The organism is Olleya sediminilitoris (genome assembly GCF_016785945.1).
Classification (GTDB): Bacteria; Bacteroidota; Bacteroidia; order Flavobacteriales; family Flavobacteriaceae; genus Olleya; species Olleya sediminilitoris.
This window is the reverse complement of record NZ_JAEMEF010000004.1, coordinates 1-17,313: the sequence shown is the minus strand read 5'-3', so window position 1 is coordinate 17,313 and position 17,313 is coordinate 1. Positions and strand designations below refer to the sequence as shown.

General features: G+C 30.9%; 18 protein-coding genes. 11 read left to right on the top strand and 7 right to left on the bottom strand.

Annotation, left to right across the window (positions count from 1 at the left end; translation table 11 throughout):
* The first annotated feature begins 47 nt into the window (after window positions 1–47).
* A complete protein-coding gene (locus JAO71_RS05825; protein WP_116823184.1) occupies window positions 48–1,229 on the top strand; it encodes an LETM1-related biofilm-associated protein in 1,182 nt (393 codons plus the stop codon).
* Window positions 1,230–1,232: 3 nt separating this feature from the next.
* Here the strand turns inward: JAO71_RS05825 and JAO71_RS05820 are convergent, their stop codons facing one another.
* From JAO71_RS05820 to JAO71_RS05805, 4 genes are read right to left on the bottom strand one after another with little or no spacing between them, the layout of a single operon-like run.
* On the bottom strand, window positions 1,233–1,988 hold the full coding sequence (locus JAO71_RS05820; RefSeq protein WP_116823185.1) for a LytR/AlgR family response regulator transcription factor: 756 nt from the start codon (window positions 1,986–1,988) through the stop codon (window positions 1,233–1,235).
* A gap of 59 nt (window positions 1,989–2,047) precedes the next feature.
* Window positions 2,048–2,395: a 2TM domain-containing protein gene (locus tag JAO71_RS05815; protein ID WP_051419298.1), complete on the bottom strand. Its 348-nt coding sequence runs from the start codon at window positions 2,393–2,395 to the stop codon at window positions 2,048–2,050.
* Window positions 2,396–2,406: 11 nt separating this feature from the next.
* Window positions 2,407–3,747, bottom strand: a complete 1,341-nt coding sequence (locus JAO71_RS05810; RefSeq protein WP_116823186.1) for a 2TM domain-containing protein — start codon at window positions 3,745–3,747, stop codon at window positions 2,407–2,409.
* A gap of 30 nt (window positions 3,748–3,777) precedes the next feature.
* The gene (locus tag JAO71_RS05805; RefSeq protein WP_116823187.1) at window positions 3,778–4,404 is read right to left on the bottom strand and encodes a hypothetical protein; all 627 of its coding nucleotides are present in this window, start codon (window positions 4,402–4,404) and stop codon (window positions 3,778–3,780) included.
* Between the two features lie 178 nt (window positions 4,405–4,582).
* Here JAO71_RS05805 and JAO71_RS05800 point away from each other — a divergent pair, with 178 nt between their 5' ends.
* Window positions 4,583–4,996 carry a hypothetical protein gene (locus tag JAO71_RS05800; RefSeq protein WP_028606510.1) on the top strand — a complete coding sequence of 138 codons (414 nt, stop codon included), beginning with the start codon at window positions 4,583–4,585 and terminating at the stop codon, window positions 4,994–4,996.
* A gap of 4 nt (window positions 4,997–5,000) precedes the next feature.
* Window positions 5,001–5,435: a hypothetical protein gene (locus tag JAO71_RS05795; RefSeq protein ID WP_116823188.1), complete on the top strand. Its 435-nt coding sequence runs from the start codon at window positions 5,001–5,003 to the stop codon at window positions 5,433–5,435.
* A gap of 182 nt (window positions 5,436–5,617) precedes the next feature.
* Here the strand turns inward: JAO71_RS05795 and JAO71_RS05790 are convergent, their stop codons facing one another.
* Complete coding sequence (locus JAO71_RS05790; protein WP_116823189.1) at window positions 5,618–7,771, bottom strand: TonB-dependent receptor; 2,154 nt, start codon at window positions 7,769–7,771, stop codon at window positions 5,618–5,620.
* A 265-nt stretch (window positions 7,772–8,036) separates the two neighbouring features.
* Between JAO71_RS05790 and JAO71_RS05785 the strand changes: the two genes are divergently transcribed.
* Both JAO71_RS05785 and JAO71_RS05780 read left to right on the top strand, forming a co-directional pair.
* The gene (locus JAO71_RS05785; protein ID WP_028290700.1) at window positions 8,037–8,531 is read left to right on the top strand and encodes an RNA polymerase sigma factor; all 495 of its coding nucleotides are present in this window, start codon (window positions 8,037–8,039) and stop codon (window positions 8,529–8,531) included.
* A gap of 3 nt (window positions 8,532–8,534) precedes the next feature.
* The gene (locus tag JAO71_RS05780; protein ID WP_054851501.1) at window positions 8,535–9,167 is read left to right on the top strand and encodes a hypothetical protein; all 633 of its coding nucleotides are present in this window, start codon (window positions 8,535–8,537) and stop codon (window positions 9,165–9,167) included.
* 71 nt (window positions 9,168–9,238) lie between these two features.
* On the opposite strand, the gene JAO71_RS05775 is transcribed toward JAO71_RS05780, so the two are convergent.
* Together JAO71_RS05775 and JAO71_RS05770 are read right to left on the bottom strand one after the other, a co-directional pair.
* Window positions 9,239–10,042 (bottom strand): lysophospholipid acyltransferase family protein, encoded by an 804-nt coding sequence (locus tag JAO71_RS05775; protein ID WP_028607836.1) that lies wholly within the window; start codon window positions 10,040–10,042, stop codon window positions 9,239–9,241.
* A gap of 47 nt (window positions 10,043–10,089) precedes the next feature.
* Complete coding sequence (locus tag JAO71_RS05770) at window positions 10,090–10,731, bottom strand: NUDIX hydrolase (protein ID WP_054851502.1); 642 nt, start codon at window positions 10,729–10,731, stop codon at window positions 10,090–10,092.
* Window positions 10,732–10,738: 7 nt separating this feature from the next.
* On the opposite strand from JAO71_RS05770, the gene JAO71_RS05765 reads away from it, so the two are divergent.
* The 6 genes from JAO71_RS05765 to JAO71_RS15755 form a co-directional block, all read left to right on the top strand.
* Complete coding sequence (locus JAO71_RS05765; protein WP_202999531.1) at window positions 10,739–11,416, top strand: peptidylprolyl isomerase; 678 nt, start codon at window positions 10,739–10,741, stop codon at window positions 11,414–11,416.
* Between the two features lie 82 nt (window positions 11,417–11,498).
* Window positions 11,499–13,655 (top strand): M3 family metallopeptidase, encoded by a 2,157-nt coding sequence (locus tag JAO71_RS05760; protein WP_202999529.1) that lies wholly within the window; start codon window positions 11,499–11,501, stop codon window positions 13,653–13,655.
* A 122-nt stretch (window positions 13,656–13,777) separates the two neighbouring features.
* On the top strand, window positions 13,778–14,485 hold the full coding sequence (locus tag JAO71_RS05755) for a VOC family protein (protein WP_202999527.1): 708 nt from the start codon (window positions 13,778–13,780) through the stop codon (window positions 14,483–14,485).
* Between the two features lie 659 nt (window positions 14,486–15,144).
* Window positions 15,145–15,870: an ankyrin repeat domain-containing protein gene (locus tag JAO71_RS05750; RefSeq protein ID WP_202999517.1), complete on the top strand. Its 726-nt coding sequence runs from the start codon at window positions 15,145–15,147 to the stop codon at window positions 15,868–15,870.
* Between the two features lie 277 nt (window positions 15,871–16,147).
* A complete protein-coding gene (locus JAO71_RS05745) occupies window positions 16,148–16,609 on the top strand; it encodes a hypothetical protein (protein ID WP_202999516.1) in 462 nt (153 codons plus the stop codon).
* A 511-nt stretch (window positions 16,610–17,120) separates the two neighbouring features.
* The coding region (locus tag JAO71_RS15755) for a hypothetical protein (RefSeq protein WP_215906970.1) at window positions 17,121–17,313 on the top strand (193 nt) is incomplete at its 3' end.

The window sequence follows — 17,313 nt, the reverse complement described above, 5'->3', positions numbered from 1 at the left end:
AAATAATTTTAAAAAAGTATCTTTAACCTTTCTAATAAAAATGTTGAATGAACCCTTCTGCTTCAGGCTGGATTAAAAAATTACTTAAAGAGCTTAAACCACATGAGCTGTTTAAAGACAATGACTTGGAGGTGTATTACAGACACTTTAGAGATTGTGGTTTTATATACGGAAGTAATGTAACAGTTGTAAATAATTGGGTAAAAGACAACGATTTTGAAGCAGACGAAATTTGTAAAATAAATTTAGTCATTGCACTGCATATTGCCTACACAAACCATAATACCACAGAAGATTTTTATACCGAAGTGGTTAATTTTTATAATACTATTAACAAAGGAAAAGTTACATTTTTACAATCTATAATTAGGTCTAAAGATATTAAAGATCAAACCGAAAAGATTATAAATAAACGTATTCAAATTGATGATAATTTAATTGACAAAAGCTTTAATTACTTTATCACCAATGCCTTATTATTTGTTGATGTATTAGCCTTTAGAAATTATTTAAAAACTGGAGTTGCTAATGATGAAACTATAAAAGAATATGAATCTATAATAGAAAGTATTGTTTTAAACACTTTAAATAGTAAAAAACAAAAATCTGATTACGATAATAGCTTAATTGAACTTTTTGAACAATCATTAAGATACCAAAGAGATAGTGTTTTATTGTTTAATGAAGCTATTGCCTCTGTTGACACTAATTTATTTGCTAGATACTGTTTAGACCTAGCTGCTATGGCAACATGGACTGATGCAAAATTAGATAATGAAGAGGTTTTATTTTTAAACAACTTAGGCGAACAACTAAATCTAACACAACACCAAACCAATGAGGCGTCTAAAACTATTGCCCAATTTTATAAAACTTATAGAAGTAAAGTCCCTTTATTAGGCTCTAAAAACATTGTAAAAACGTTTTATGACAACTCTACCAACATGGTATTAAAGTTAATAAAACGCAATAGTAAACGTCTAACGCAAGAGCTTTTAGAAAGTAAAGAACTATTAATACTTTTAACCCAATCTACAGTTAGAGATTTAAGCAAAGACGAACAAAAAAAAGTACAAGAACAGCTATTAGATGTGTTTAAATCCATACCTAGTCTTGCTATTTTTATTTTACCAGGAGGTGCTTTGTTATTACCATTGGTTGTAAAATTTATTCCTAAATTATTACCTAGCGCGTTTGATGATAATAGAATTGAAGATGAAGAAGAGTAACACCTACTCCAACCATTGTTTAAAGTCCTTTACACGCTCTCTAGCCACAATAACCTGATCATCATTATAATTATTTAACTTGATTTGTAAACGTGAATTTGTATAGCTAATAATGTCTTTAATAGCATTGATGTTTACAAAAAACTTACGGTTAATTCTGTAAAACGTTTCTGGTTGCAGCTCGTTTTCAAGTGCTTCTAAAGTGGTATCTAAAAGGTAGTTTCTACCTTCTGTGGTATGTAAGTAAGTCCCTTTATTTTCGCTATAAAAGCATTCAACCTCATCAATATTTACTAATTTTATATGTTGTCCAACTTTAACAGAAAAACGTTTTTTGTAGACTCTATCAATTGGATTAACCAATAGTTTTTTAATATCCTCAAAGTCTAAAGCAATATTTGTTTTCTGCGGAAGCCTAGCCTTATATTTTGTTACAGCAGCTTCTAAATCTTCATCATCAATAGGTTTAAGTAAATAATCAATACTATTTAATTTGAAAGCTTGCAATGCATATTCATCATAAGCAGTTGTAAAAATAATAGCTGACTTGACTTCTACTTGATCAAAAATTTCAAAAGACAAACCATCACTAAGCTGAATATCTAAAAATATTAAATCTGGATGTGTATTATTATTAAACCAATCTATAGATTCTTCAACCGAATGCAACATGGTGTCTGCTTCCACATTAATTGCTTTAAGCATACGTTGTAAGCGTCTCGCAGATGGTTTTTCGTCTTCTATAATTATTACTTTCATGGTTTTAATATTTGTTTTTTGTATTTATTTAGTTTGGTTTAGGTTTATTAAACAACTGCTTATTCCCAACGTTTATTATCTTTTTCTTTATTCATGTATTTTTCAATTTTACGTTCTTCCCAGTTTTTACCAAATAAAAAATCTGTCCCAAAAACACCTAAAAAATGAAATCCTATACCTATTCCCCAAAATAAAGGTGTCGACCAAACAGCAAAGCTCCAAAAGGGTTCTCCTGATTTAGAATAAATCATTATCATTAAAAAAATATTAACTACAATGTAAATTGCAAAATGCCAATAAAAGCCAACAATTTTCTCTACTTTTTTCTTAGCTCTAATATAAGCTTCTTCTTTTTCAAAATTATTTTGATGATTATTTTCTATATAATTATCTATATCGCTTTTCATAATATTAAATTTTAGTTCCAACGTTTTTGATTGTCTTCTTCCATAAACTTTTTAATCTTCTTTTCTTCCCAAGATTTTCCTAGCATTCCGTCATTTACAAACACTTTGTATGCGTGAAATGATATGCCGACTGCCCAACCAAACATTGGAAAGAAAAACCATTTGTAATCCCAACTTGTTTTATAATTTATAAAAATTAAAAAAGGAATAACGATACAATATGAAATCAGGTTATAATAAAATTCTTTTAATTCTTCTACATGCTTACGTGCTCTTACATATGAGTCGTCTAATTGTTGTTTTGGTATTTGTTTCATAATTACTATTTCTTTTGTTAGTATAGGAATTGCAACCATAAAATCGTTTTGACTTTGGTTAATTACTACACGTTTATTGGTTAATAATTGGTAACGTTGTTTGATGTTTTCAAGACCAACTCCACTACTCTTTTTTACTATTTCTTTGGTTTGTAAATTGTTTTCAACCACTAGACTACCGTTAGTTTCATAAATTTTAATATGCAACGGTTTACTACTGGTAACAATATTGTGCTTTACTGCGTTTTCTAATAACAATTGTAATGATAAAGGCACGACTTTACTTTCTGGATTTGTGGCTTGTTTTGGTATGTCAAAAATAATACTGTCTTCAAATCTCATTTTTAATAAAGACATATAGGTTTTAGCAAACTTAAGTTCTTCATCTACAGTTACTAAATCTTTATTTTTTTGTTCTAAAACATAACGATATACTTTTGACAAACTGGTTGTAAACTTTTGTGCGTTATCTGGATTTTCTTCAATTAAACTAGTTAATACATTTAAACTATTGAATAAAAAATGAGGATCTAATTGGTTTTTTAAAGCATCAAATTTAGCACTTGCTGTTCCTGCAATTACTTTTTGTTCTTTCAGCTTATTTTTTTGATATCTGTTGTAAAAATAAACCACATGAAAGATAGATACAATGGTTAATGTTATCCATAATCCAAACGAATAGCCTTTCCAAGTTTCATTTGATATAAAAAACGAAAACGAATTACCAAAATACACTACAGAGGTAAATGCCCTTAATAAAAACAGACCTAAAAGTGTAATTAGTGTAGATCCTAAAATGCCTAAAAGCACACGTTTAACATACTGTCCTGACATCCATTTACGACGTTCCATATATGAGAAAAACGTCATGTTTGAAAAACCTAAAACAAAAGCATATAATTGATAAAATATAAAATCTTCTATAAATTGTGATGTAGTGTCATACTTAAACCCATTGGATAAATATTGCCCTATAACAAAGACTACACAGCCTATAGCAAAAGTTAATATTATATTTTTAAATACTTTGTTCATAATGTTTTGTTATTAAAACAGTTGCAATAATTAAGCTTTACATTGTGCTGTTAATTGCTCTGCACGCTCTTTTCCCCAATTGGGATCAAAAGTAGTTTCTGGTTTAAAGTTAGCAAAAAGTTGCAGAGATTTTTCTATTTGCTCACAAAATGGCTTTGTGTCCTGTCCAAAATATTTAGCACTTCCCATATCCCATTCTGCTTTACACAATATCACACGAGGGTTATTTGGTGCTAATTGTGCTGCTTTAGCATATAATGCATTAATTTTTGGAGATAATGACATACCGTAATTTGCACCATCACTAGCGACATAAGCGGTGTGTAGCATGGCTTGTAAAACCATATTTTCAGGATTATCCTTTGATCTAGAAACTGCATCATCTAAAAAAGTTTGTGCTTTTTTTAATTGTGCTTCTAAAGCGTGTTTATCTTTTAATTTTGTAAAACTGTCTAGAATTAAAACTTGAGCTGCATAATAAGATGGTAACCAGTTATCGCTTTCTACTGTTGCTATACGCTCAAATAAATTAGAAGCTTCAGCAGGTTGTCCAGATTTCCAAAGCTCGAAGGCTTTATTCATACCAGTTTCATAAGTGCTTTGTGCAGATAAAATCTGACTGAACATTAGTGTAATAATAATTGCTATTTTGTACATAATTAATGATTTAGATATTAACACTACAAATATCCAACACTACTACAGTTTAAAAAAAAGCAGATGACCCAACTGTAACTTTTTTAGTCTGAATTGTAATAGTTTTATCATTTGTCTTCATTTAGCATTGTTTTTACAATACAAAACCACTAACTTTAAGTCTTTAAACTCGCTATTCATGTCCATAACAACTGTTGAAATTATTGTATTTAGTACCATTGGCTTATTAATTTTATTAAACACGATTTTAAATATTAACTACTATAAAAATGATACTATTAATGTTGTAATTAAAAATTGGAGCTATAACAAGTACTTTTTTATACCTTTTCTTTGGGGAGTTTTTGGTGGTCACTTTTTTTTAGGAAGTAAAAAACCTGTACTTGATATTTTTATTACCCATTGGGAAATTCCTCCAATTGTGTTAGCTGTAATAGTTATTATTATGATTATATATGGTAGAAAATTGCCTAAGGATTACATAATTAAGACCAAGTATCAAATTATCTTATTGGTTAGCGGTTTACTATTTGGTCATTTTATATGGTCACAACGTCATGAAGAATTTATCCAATTTACATTAAATAACTAATAGTATGCGACCTTTAAATCAATTATTAGACAATGATGCTTTTGTAAAAAAAGTACAATACCTAATTATTATTTTATTTATACTACTAATTGGGTTTGACATCTATTTAGCTGTAGATAATACAACTGATAACGATACCATCAGCCGAATTATAAAAACGTACACAGATAATGGCTTATATGTATTAACCTTTTTTTGGGGAGCTTTGGCTGCCAATTTCTTTTTTACAACAAAACACGTTTTACTAGTCAGTGGTACTGTAGGTAGTATCATTTTGGTTGTTTTTGCTATTTTTATTTACTGGTTTAGCTTAGGTACTAAAGTTGAAACTCTTATTGGACCAACCGAAAACGACATACGCATTGCTCATGGTATTTACATGGCTTTTGGGTTTATAATGGCTTTTATTTTTTGGAGACAAAGTAGTAAGAAGCAGTGATTTTTATTCATTAAATCATTGCTAATAGTCCTCGATACACCTCTACTACGTCAAAGTACTAGAACTGACGTTATGTGATGACTCAAAACTATTACTTGCGCTAACTTTATTAGTACTAATTACTCAATTCGTCACTTCGAGTGATTTGTGAGGCACGAACAAATTGTATCGAGAAGCTATAATTATAAATTATCCAATTGATTGTCAGTACCTTTTTCACTTATGGTCCAAAAGAAACCTACAAAGAAAAACTGATCTGCTGCAGGACGCAACGCACGACTATTAAACTGTCCATTTAAATCTGGTGTATTAGCGTATTGGTAACCGTTTATATTATTAAATCCTAAGGCATTATTTACCGAAAAATATAAGATTTTTTGAGGACTTAAAAGGTAAGCCCAATTTAAACTTAAACTATTATAGCTTTTTGTTTTCTGATTTAAAAATCCTTCTTGATTTGGATCTGTATAACTACGCCCTGAAGCAAAATTATAACTTAATCCCACTTGACTTTTTAAATTATCAATCCAGTATTTACCTACGACTGATAAATTATGGGCATTAGCAAAATTAGGTTGGGCTGCATTTGCATAATTTTTATAATCACGTTGCGTATCTAATAACGAATAGCTTACCCAGTAATCTATATTTTTAATGCTTTTATTATCACGAAAAAACAAATCGATACCTTTTGCAAATCCATCTCCTGAATTATTGAAATCAGTATCAAAACTTGTAAAATCTGAATCGTATTTTACTAAATCACTGTATTGTTTGTAATAGGTTTCTGCTCTAAAAATCTTTCCATCTGCATTATATTGATAGTTTAATATATAATGTTGCGCTTGTTGTGCTTGCAAATCTTGATTAAATTTTAAGATATCACTATTGGGTTGCTGAAAAAAACGTCCATAAGCTAATGACAACTGACTTTTAGATCCTGTTTTATAAGCTAAAGACAATCGTGGTGACACATTAACAGCATCAAACAAAGCACTATATTCTGCACGAAAACCAGCTTTTAAAGCTATCTTTTTCGAGAAAAACACATCTGCTTCCGTAAATGCAGCAGATAGGTTATTATTATAACCATAATTAACATTAGTGATAGTTTCGTCATTATAGTTTTCTGTAAATTGTGTGGTAAACTGCTCTACTCCAAAGTTTAATTTAAATCGATTATTAAAACGATATTTTAATTTTACTTTAGCATGAACCGAGTTTTGTGTGCTTTTAATTTTACTTTCAAAAACCTCTGTTTTAGCGTTTGCAAAAGTATAACTAATACCTCCTGAAATAGTCCAATTATTATTTAATGCTTCTTTATAAGAACCATTAAAATATAGGTTGTTATTATTTAGACCAAACGGAATACCATTACTGTAATTTATATCGTCTTGGACTAAGCTAAAATCTGTGGTATCAAAAGCTGAGTATAATTTTAATAATCCATTGTTAGTTTTATGTCTAAATACGGCTTCTCCAGAAAGGGTTTCAAAAGGTTTTTTCCAGTCGTTTCTATCTTTAAAAAGCTCTAAATATGGCGCTAAATTAATATAAGATGCATTGACGCTTAAACTATTTTTACCCCAAATTTGAGTATTACCTAGATTTGCTCCTACACTCATGATACCTATATCTGTTTTTTCTTGATCTGGCTGATGTATTGTATTCAACTCTAAAACACTTGACAAAGCTTGTCCATATTCTGCGCTATAACCTCCTGTTGAAAAGGTGATTCCGTCAAATAAAAATGGAGAATATCGTCCACGTGTTGGTACATTATTTGTAGTTGGCGAGTAAGGTGTAAACACACGTATTCCGTCAATAAATATTTGCGTTTCTTCGGCTTCTCCACCACGTACAAATAAACGTCCATCTTCAGCAACTGTTGTGGTTCCTGGAAGGGTTTGTAATGCTCCAACAAAGTCTCCTAAAGCACTAGCTGTTGTCACGACGTCTAATGGTTTTAAAACTGAAACTTTACTATTATCTCCTGCTGCAAATGTACCAGCTGATATGACTACTGCATCTAATGTGTTAACATCTTCACGTAATGTAATTTTTAAATCCTTAAACTGGTTTATATTATTAACTAAGGTTTTAGTCTCATAGGATAAAAACGAGATTATTAAGGTTTGCGTTCCTGTTGCTGTACTTGTAAAACTAAAACGACCATTGTCTAAGGTACTGGCTCCATCGTAGGTTCCTTTTAGGTAGACATTGGCTCCTAAAACGGGTTGTTTGTTTTGATCTATTACTGTACCAGATATTGTGGTTTGCGCTTGTAGCGTTAGGGTTAAAAGTAATAGTAGACATGATAATAAAGATTTCATAACGGTGTTTGTTTTTTGATTGTTTGATGGTACAAAGATGTACTGAACCTCTAGGATTTGGAATTTTAAATTTCTGAATTGTTGTTTTTGGCGGATGAGTTGCGTTAGCGGTTGCAGTGGTATCCTTTTTTTGCTGCCACATATGGCAAAAAAAGATTTTAACGTAAAACGCGACCCTCGTGGTAACGCCAAAAAAAATATTTTTATTTTTGTGTAACATCTTTATATTAATTGCTACTAATAGTTAAACTAACTAATCAAACCATTGAGTAAACCACTAGAACAAAATTTTGTTGAATTGTTGGAACAGCACCAAAATATTGTGCATAAAGTTTGTAGACTTTATACCAATAATTATGATGCGCACAACGATTTATTTCAGGAAATAACGATCCAACTATGGAAAGCTTTCCCGAAGTTTAGAGGTGATAGTAAGTTTAGTACTTGGATGTATCGTGTGGGATTAAATACCGCAATTACACTTTACAGAAAGTCTAAACGTACTATTAATACTCAGCAATTTGATACTGTACAATTTAAAATTAGTGCGGAAGAGTACGATAGTACTGAAGAGGAACAATTAAAATTGTTATACAAGGCTGTCCACCAATTAAATGATATTGAAAAGGCTTTGGTGTTTTTATATCTGGAGGACAAAAATTATAGAGAAATAAGTGAAACAATGGGTATTACTGAAGTTAATGCTAGAGTGAAAATGAATAGAGTGAAAACTAAATTAAGAACCATTTTAAATCCGTAACCTATGGATGAATTAGAATTATTAAAGAAAGACTGGGTTAAGAGCGACGATAAATTTGAAAAAAAATCGGCTTCCCAAATATATCCAATGCTATTAAAAAAATCGTCTAGCATTGTAAAGACGTTATTTTATATAAGTATTGCTGAGTTGGTGTTTATATTATTCTGTAATTTTATTCCGTTTTTTGTTTCTGAGGATTATAAAAATCAGTTTAACGAAACTTACAACAATGGCACTTTTCATTATATAATCTTGGGCTTATCCTATGTGGTTATTGTAATTTTTATCTATTTGCTGTACAAGTCGTACAAAACAATTTCGGTTGTGGATAGTACCAAACAGCTAATGAAAAACATTTTAAAAACCAGAAAAATTATTAAATACTATGTGGTTTATAATTTGTTTATGATAGTAGTAATGGCACCTTACTACACCTATTTATCATTAAAAACTAAACGTACTGAGTTTGATGTTTCTGCACTATCTACCATTGAATTGTCAAAATTTATTGGTGTAGTTACCTTACTTACTTTAATTACTGTTGGTATTGTTTATGCGTTTTACAGCTTGATTTATGGTATATTACTGAAGCGATTAAACAGAAATTATAAAGAACTTAAAAAGATAGAAATCTAAGTTTAAACACAAACTAAAAAAGCATCAAAATAAATATATTTTGATGCTTTTTTTATGTTGTAATATTTAGCTTAACTTAAAAACTCACGTTGTTTATTAAGTTCTTCCTGTGCTAATAATTCTTTTTCTGGTATTACTTTTAAAAACGAAGGATGTTGCTCGATTGCATATTCTATTTGCTCTACAATATCTGCAATACTATCGTTTTCGTAATCAATTTTTAAAGGCGCTTTAATTTCAAAAGATTGGTATACGTTTTTCTTTTTAACGCGTAAACCTTTTTTATCAAAACTACGTCTAAAACCATCAATAACAATTGGTACTACTACTGGTTTGTAATGTTTTATTATGTGTGCTGTACCTTTACGGATGGGTTTAAATGGTGTTGTTGTCCCTTGCGGAAAAGTCACTACCCAACCATCATCTAATGCTGTTTTAATAGCAGATATGTCAGACATTTTTACTTGTCGTTTAACATCTTTACCTTGGCTACGCCATGTACGCTCTATACTTATAGAGCCTGTGTAAGCAAATATTTTAGGAATTAATCCAGACTTCATAGTCTCTTTGGCTGCAACGTAATAAAAGTTAAGCTTAGGATTCCATAAATACCCAACATTTTTGATAGTATCTTGACGATTACTTAAAGCTGCATTAAAAACATGAAACATGGCTATTACATCTGCAAAATAAGTTTGGTGATTTGATATAAATAATACGTTAGTATCTGGTAAGTCTCTAATAATATCAGACCCTTCAATCTGCAATTCGTTAAAACCCCTGTAACGTCTGTGTGTTAAGACACCTAAGATCCTAATCAACCATTTTTTTACAAAAAGGATGTGTCCAAAAGGATTTTTTTTAAATAAACCCATAGTTTAATTTTACATTTAGTAGATACAAATATAGCAAAACCTTTAGGTTAAAGGGTTTGTTTTAACAAGTCTTTGACTTCGCTAAGCATCATTGCAGTTGCTCCCCAAACTAAATGATTGTTTAAATTAAATGCAGGCACCTGTACATCAGCACCATAACTAGTAGTCACTATTTTTTGTGTTAAATTACTTTCGCTTAACAAATCGGATAGGTAAACTTCTAATAAATCCTCTACCTCACTATCTTGTTTGGTGAAAATTGGTGTACTATCTGCCACTCCAATAAAAGGTTGTACATAAAAATTACTTGGTGGAATGTAAACTTGAGTAAGTTTTTTATAAACCGTAACTAACTCTGGAGAGACACCAATCTCTTCGTGGGTTTCTCTTAAAGCAGTATGTTTTAAGTCATGATCTTCTAATTCTACTTTTCCACCAGGAAAACCAACTTGCCCAGAATGGACTCCTTTGTAGGTTTTTCTTAATATTAAAATTAACTTTGTTTGGGCTTCTAAATCTGGGTAAAACAAAGCTAACACAGCACTTTGCCTTGCATTTTTAATAGTATCACCTTGTTGTTTTACCAACTCTTGTCTATAAGGTGGTACCATTTTAAGCTGTGATGCTTCGGCTGGCAAAGGGATATTTTTTATTTTTGGTAACGCTATGATAAATTCATTAAAATTCATTTTAAAAATGCGCGTATTATTATTGGTTAGTTTCTGTTTAGTTTTATTTAATTGTGAAGATAAACAATCCAAAGCTAAAACAAAAGACATTAAAACTGAAGTCGCTACTAAAAAAGACACAACGCCTAAACGTCAATATCCTTACTTAGATAAGGATAATGTAATGGACTTTTTTTTAGAGTTTGAGCCACTTCATAAAGAAAACAAAGTCCGTATTGTAACTTCTGTTGGAGATATTGATATACAATTGTATGACAAAACTAAATTCCATCGTGCTAATTTTATTTTTTTAGCCAAACAAAAAGCTTTTGACAATACCCAATTTCATCGTGTGGTTAAAAATTTTATTATCCAAGGTGGTAATACAGACAATGTAAATGTGGCTGCAAAACGACGTAAAATTGGCCATTATTTATTACCAACAGACACAAACCGTGGGTTTACTCACAAACGTGGAGTTATATCTATGCCAAGCAGTGATATAGAAAATCCGCATAAATTAGCCTCGCCTTATGAGTTTTTTATCACGCAACAAGATGCGTTTCATTTAGATGGTGACTATACCGTTTTTGGCGAAGTCATTAAAGGTATGGACATTGTAGACAACATTAATAGTGTAGATGTTGATGAAGCCGATTGGCCTTTACAAAACATATACATTGAAACGGTAAAAATTTTAGACTAAACAATACGATTTCATTTTAACAAGCTACATTTTTTAGCAGTACACAAAATACTTATCTTTAAGCTTCAATTAAAAACTAAACATGAAAACAAACTCAATTTATTCCTTTATAACCTGTACAGTGCTACTGTTTTCTACAAGTTGTAAAGACGAAACAACTAAGACCGAACATACTAAAACCGAAACAGCCATGAGTGACAATATTCTTTTACAAGATTACACTGGACCTTATGGTGGTGTACCTGCTTTTGATAAAATGAAAGTGGACCAAATCCAACCTGCAGTTATTGAGGGTATGTCTCAAGGTTTAAAAGACATTGAAGCTATTGCAAACAATACAGAAGTGCCTACTTTTAAAAATACCATAGAAGCTATGGAACGTGCTGGACACGGTTTAGATAACGTATTTACTTACTACGGGATTTTTAGTAGTAATATGAGTAGTCCAGAATTTAGAGAAGTGCAAAGTCAATTAGCACCTAAACTGTCTGACTATCGTTCTAAAATCAATCAAAACGAAGCGTTATTTAAACGCGTCAAAGCGGTTTATGATGCCTCACAAACCAATCCGCTTCCTGCAGACCAACAACGTGTGACAGAGTTGGTTTACAAAGGTTTTGAAATGAATGGAGCCGAACTGGATGCTGAAAAGAAAAAACGCTATGCCGAAATTAATAAAGAGTTATCATCCCTTTACAATAAGTTTGGTGATAATGTATTACATGACGAAGAAAACTACATTACCTACTTAAACAAAGACCAATTGGATGGTTTAAGTGATGGGTTTATAAAATCGGCAGCAAAAATAGCTACAGATAACGGTAAAGATGGACAATATGCTATTACCAATACCAGATCATCAATGGATCCATTTTTGACTTACAGTACAGAGCGCGAATTACGTAAACAAGTTTGGACCAATTATTACTCTAGAGGAGATAATGGTGACCAATATGATAATAATACGCTTATCGCGGAAATTTTAAAACTACGTAGAGAGCGTGTTAAATTATTAGGATATAGTAATTATGCCGAATGGCGTTTACAAGACCGAATGGCTAAAACACCAGCCAATGCTATGGGACTAATGGAAGCTGTATGGCCAGCAGCAATAGCTCGTGTAAAAGAAGAAGTTGCAGACATGCAAGATGTTGCAGGTGATGATTTAAAAATACAACCTTGGGATTACCGTTTTTATGCTGAAAAAGTAAGACAAAAAAAATATAATTTAGACAGTGACGAGGTTAAACAATACTTACAATTAGACAAGTTAACACAAGCCCTATTTTATACAGCTGGACGATTATTTAACTATAAATTTACTCCAGTAAAAGAAGGTAAAGTTCCTGTTTTTCATGAGGATGTAAAAGTTTGGGAAGTAACAGACAAAGACAGTGGTAAAGCCATAGGCTTATGGTATTTAGATCCATTTGCAAGACCAGGAAAACGCTCAGGTGCTTGGGCGACAACCTACAGAAGTCACACCACATTTGATGGTCCAAAAACAGTATTAGCATCCAACAACTCAAACTTTGTAAAACCTGCACCAGGAGAAGCTGTATTAGTGTCTTGGGATGATGCCGAAACATTTTTCCACGAATTTGGACATGCTTTACACTTTTTCTCTTCTAACGTAAAATACCCAACTTTAAATGGTGGTGTTAGAGATTATACCGAGTTCCAGAGTCAGTTATTAGAGCGTTGGTTATCTACAGACGAAGTTATTAATCAATTTTTAGTACACAACAAAACTGGCGAACCTATACCAGATAGTTTAGTACAAAAAATTAAAAAAGCATCTACCTTTAATCAAGGATTTGCTACAACCGAATATTTAGCATCTGCTTTAATGGATATGAAACTACATTTAGCAGATCCAGAAAACATTGATATTGATGCTTTTGAACGCGAAACTTTAGCCGAATTAAATATGCCAAACGAGTTACCAATGCGTCACAGAACACCACACTTTGGACACGTATTTTCAGGAGAAGGCTACGCAACAGCCTATTACGGATACATGTGGGCAGATGTGTTAACAAGTGATGCCTCTGAAGCATTTAAAAATGCACCAGATGGTTTTTATGACAAAGCTGTAGCAGATAAATTAGTTAAATACTTATTTGCACCAAGAAATAGTATTGATCCTGCTGAAGCTTTTAGGTTATTTAGAGGTCGTGATGCTAAAATCGAAGCCTTATTACGCGACAGAGGTTTTCCTGTACCAACAAATAATTAAACCAAAATAATCATCACTAAAAGGAATAAACATCCCGTAATATTACGGGATATTTATTCCTTTAATTATTATATAACTAGTTGTCTGTAATTTAAGCTAATCGTAAACAAAAAATAATTTTAATGAAATTCATAGAATTAGAACTTTATACAAAAAAATTTGAGTCTGAATTAAAATTCTATTCAAAAACATTAGGTTTTAAACTTTTAAAACAAAGTGATATTTCATTTACAGTCCAAATCGGTTGGAGTAAATTAACTTTTAAAAAATCCAAAAAAGAATATAAATACCATTATTGTTTTTTAATCCCAGCAAACCATCTAAACAAAGCATTAGATTGGATGGAAAAGAGAACAAAAGTAATAGATATTGAAAAGGGTAGAAAAACTCAAAAATTTGAATCTTGGAATGCAGACTCTTTCTATTTTTATGATGCTAGCGGAAATGTAGCTGAATTCATTGTCCGTTATGACCTGAAAAATGACGATAAAACTGATTTTGATATTTCAAAAGTATTAGGAATAAATGAAATGGGAATGCCTACAAATGACGTAAGAAAAATAAATACACAATTAGAAAACGAATTGGGTACTAAATTTTGGAAAGGAGATTTCGAAAGATTTGGAACTAACGGAAATCAAGAAGGAATTTTATTGTTACCTAACTATAAAGTAAAAGAAATTTGGTTTCCAACAACTTTAAAGATAAAACCACAATCTTTTAACGCTATTATTGAAAATAATGAAAAAGAATATAAAATAGAATACATAGAAGAACGATTAAAAATAAAAATGATTGCCAACACCAGTAACCGTTGCACAAGACTATAAATTATAAAAAACAGGCTTCAATAATTGCTTTTTAAGGCGTTTTCTTTTTTAAGTCCACTTTACAATTAACTATTTTAATATTCCTTAAAAACAACTTCAAAAACTTATATAAATGATTTATGCTAAAAACAATAAAGCAAGCTGAAAATTTACGCTTACTTCAAAGCAAATTTTCAACAAACATGTTTATTAGACATAAGTTCCCGAAACAGTTATAAAAAATAATCAGAATTTAAAAAGCCAAGACATAACACTACACATAATTTATAACTCCCTTAACCTATTCACAAAAACACTCCCAGATTTTCTATTCGGTTTGTATCTACTAACCTAGTTACACAAGCACACAACAACCTCATAAACAAACATATTCAACACAATGCGCCAAAGCAAATTTTCTGCAATACATTAACAAAAATCAAACAATTAAATACAGACACCTATCTAAACACAAAATAAACACTGGCTAAAAATACGTAGTTATACGTATTGAATTTGCAAGTGCATTATTATAATTTAGCTATCAATAAACAACAATAATAAAAAGACAATTATTTGATATAAGTCACAAAAAGTTGTCATAACGGGAAATATAACCCCAAAAACAACTATATTAGTTGTCATATAACCAGTTGGCAACAATTAAAAAAACTGAATAAATGAAAAAATTATTACTTGTATTACTTATTGCAATAACATCAATTGGACATTCCCAAAAATTATATAAAGCTGTTGAAAAAGGAAATTTAGAAAAAGTTAAATCACTTATAGAAAAAGGAGAAGATATTTCTGAATATAATAAAAATGGACTATTTCCTCTATGGAGGGCAACAGCCGACAATAACTATGAAATTTCAGAATATTTAATTAAAAATGGAGCTGATGTAAATCAAGTAAACAAAGTAAATCCAGGAAACTCAACACCAATAGAATTCCCTTGTCAAGAAGGCTATTTTGAAATAGTTAAACTTTTAACTGAAAACGGAGCCGATGTTAATTTTAAAGGATACCGTGATTTTACTCCAATCAGAGTAGCTGCAAGGAATGGTCATCTAAAGATTGTAAAATATTTAGCTCAAAATGGTGCAGAAATTGACATTAAAGCTATGGATGGTGCTACACCTCTTGAGCACGCTGCTTCAAAAGGACACTATGAAATAGTTAAATTTCTTATTGAAAATGGTGCAAACGTAAACAGTAAGGATAAAGATGGAGATTTTTCCCTTGGAGAAGCGGCAAAAAGAGGATATTTAGATATAATTCAGATATTAATAGACAACGGTGCTGATTTGAAACTAAAAAATAAAGAGAAGAAAAATGCATTTGATTTAGCTAAAGAAAGAGGTCAAAAAAAAGCTGCTGAATTGATTGAAAAACATATGTAAAATAACTGTTGCCAACACCGTATATAATTTATTGCTAGTTCTAGCCTACTTACGAAAATCCTCGCGGATTTTCTATTCGGTTTTTATTTGCTAACTTTAGTGCTTAAACCACGCAACAAACCATATACAAAACCGTTCTACGCAATTTGACCAAACCAAGAAAATGATAGTAAAATATAAAAATTCCGTAATTGAAATAACAAATGAATCTGATTTGGATTCAGCGGAATTTGGTCAGAGATTTAAGAAACAATATCCAGCCGATTTAGGATATAAATTGGAATATCAACCTTCCTCAAAACACGGAATTCGAATAACAGAAAACGGAATTGAAAAGTGTAGCGCATTATTGTTGGAATCTGGAGGAGCAACTGGAATTTCTGAAAATTCATTTCTAATTAAGAATGACCGAATTTATATTTGCTGTTCTGACCAAATATATTCTCTGAATTTAACAGACTTATCAGCTAATTGGAGAAATCAATATGACGTTGCAACTTGTTTCGGAATTTATGAATTTGACGAAGATTTTATCGTTCACGGAGAAATTCAAGTTAGCCGAATTGATAAAAATGGAGAAACTAAATGGAATTTTAGTGCGAGAGATATTTTTGTAAATCCAGACGGAAAAACGGAATTTAAAATTATTGAAAACAGAATTGAATTAATAGATTGGGAAGGTTATAAATATGAACTGAATGGAGAAGGAAAAATATTAACGGAAATAAAAACTGCGTAGAACACCGTGTATAATTAATGGCTAGTTCACTCCTACTTACGAAAATCCTCGCGGATTTTCTAATCGGTTTTTATTTGCTAAATTAGGTGCTTAAACACGCCACTAATCATACACAAACACGTTAGCTTTAATGCGTGAGCAAGTTTGCGGAATTGAAAAAAAGCGTGTTTATTTTTCGATTTTTATTTGAGTTTTAAGAAAGTAAAAACCGAAAAACTATGTTGTCGAATTTTGAAAAACGAGCTGAATTCTCACTCAAACTCTAAATTGAATTACGTCTGATTTTTTAGCTTATTTGCGAAATCAAGAAAACAGAATTTAAAACTCTGAATTTAGCAAGTTGCGGAATTTATTACTCGAAACCTGAATTAAAACACTATCGAATTTCATCAAGTTTGCGGAATAAAAACTAAGTAAAAAAAAAGAAAACAACGAATTTTAAAAGCACTAAAAGCTAACACTGTATAAAATTAATTGCTTATTTTAGATCAATCAAAAGGTCATTGCTTTTTTGACTACTGCTGATTTTCCTACGGAAAATAAGCCTCGTCAAAACGCAACTAATCTTATACAAAACCGTTGGCATTCATTGACGAACGAACTCAAAAGGAAAATTATGGAAGAATTAAAATTGCATTCTTTTGGACAAAATGACCATATTGAATCTCTAAAGAAAAAATACAATTCTCTAAAAGAGAAAATTA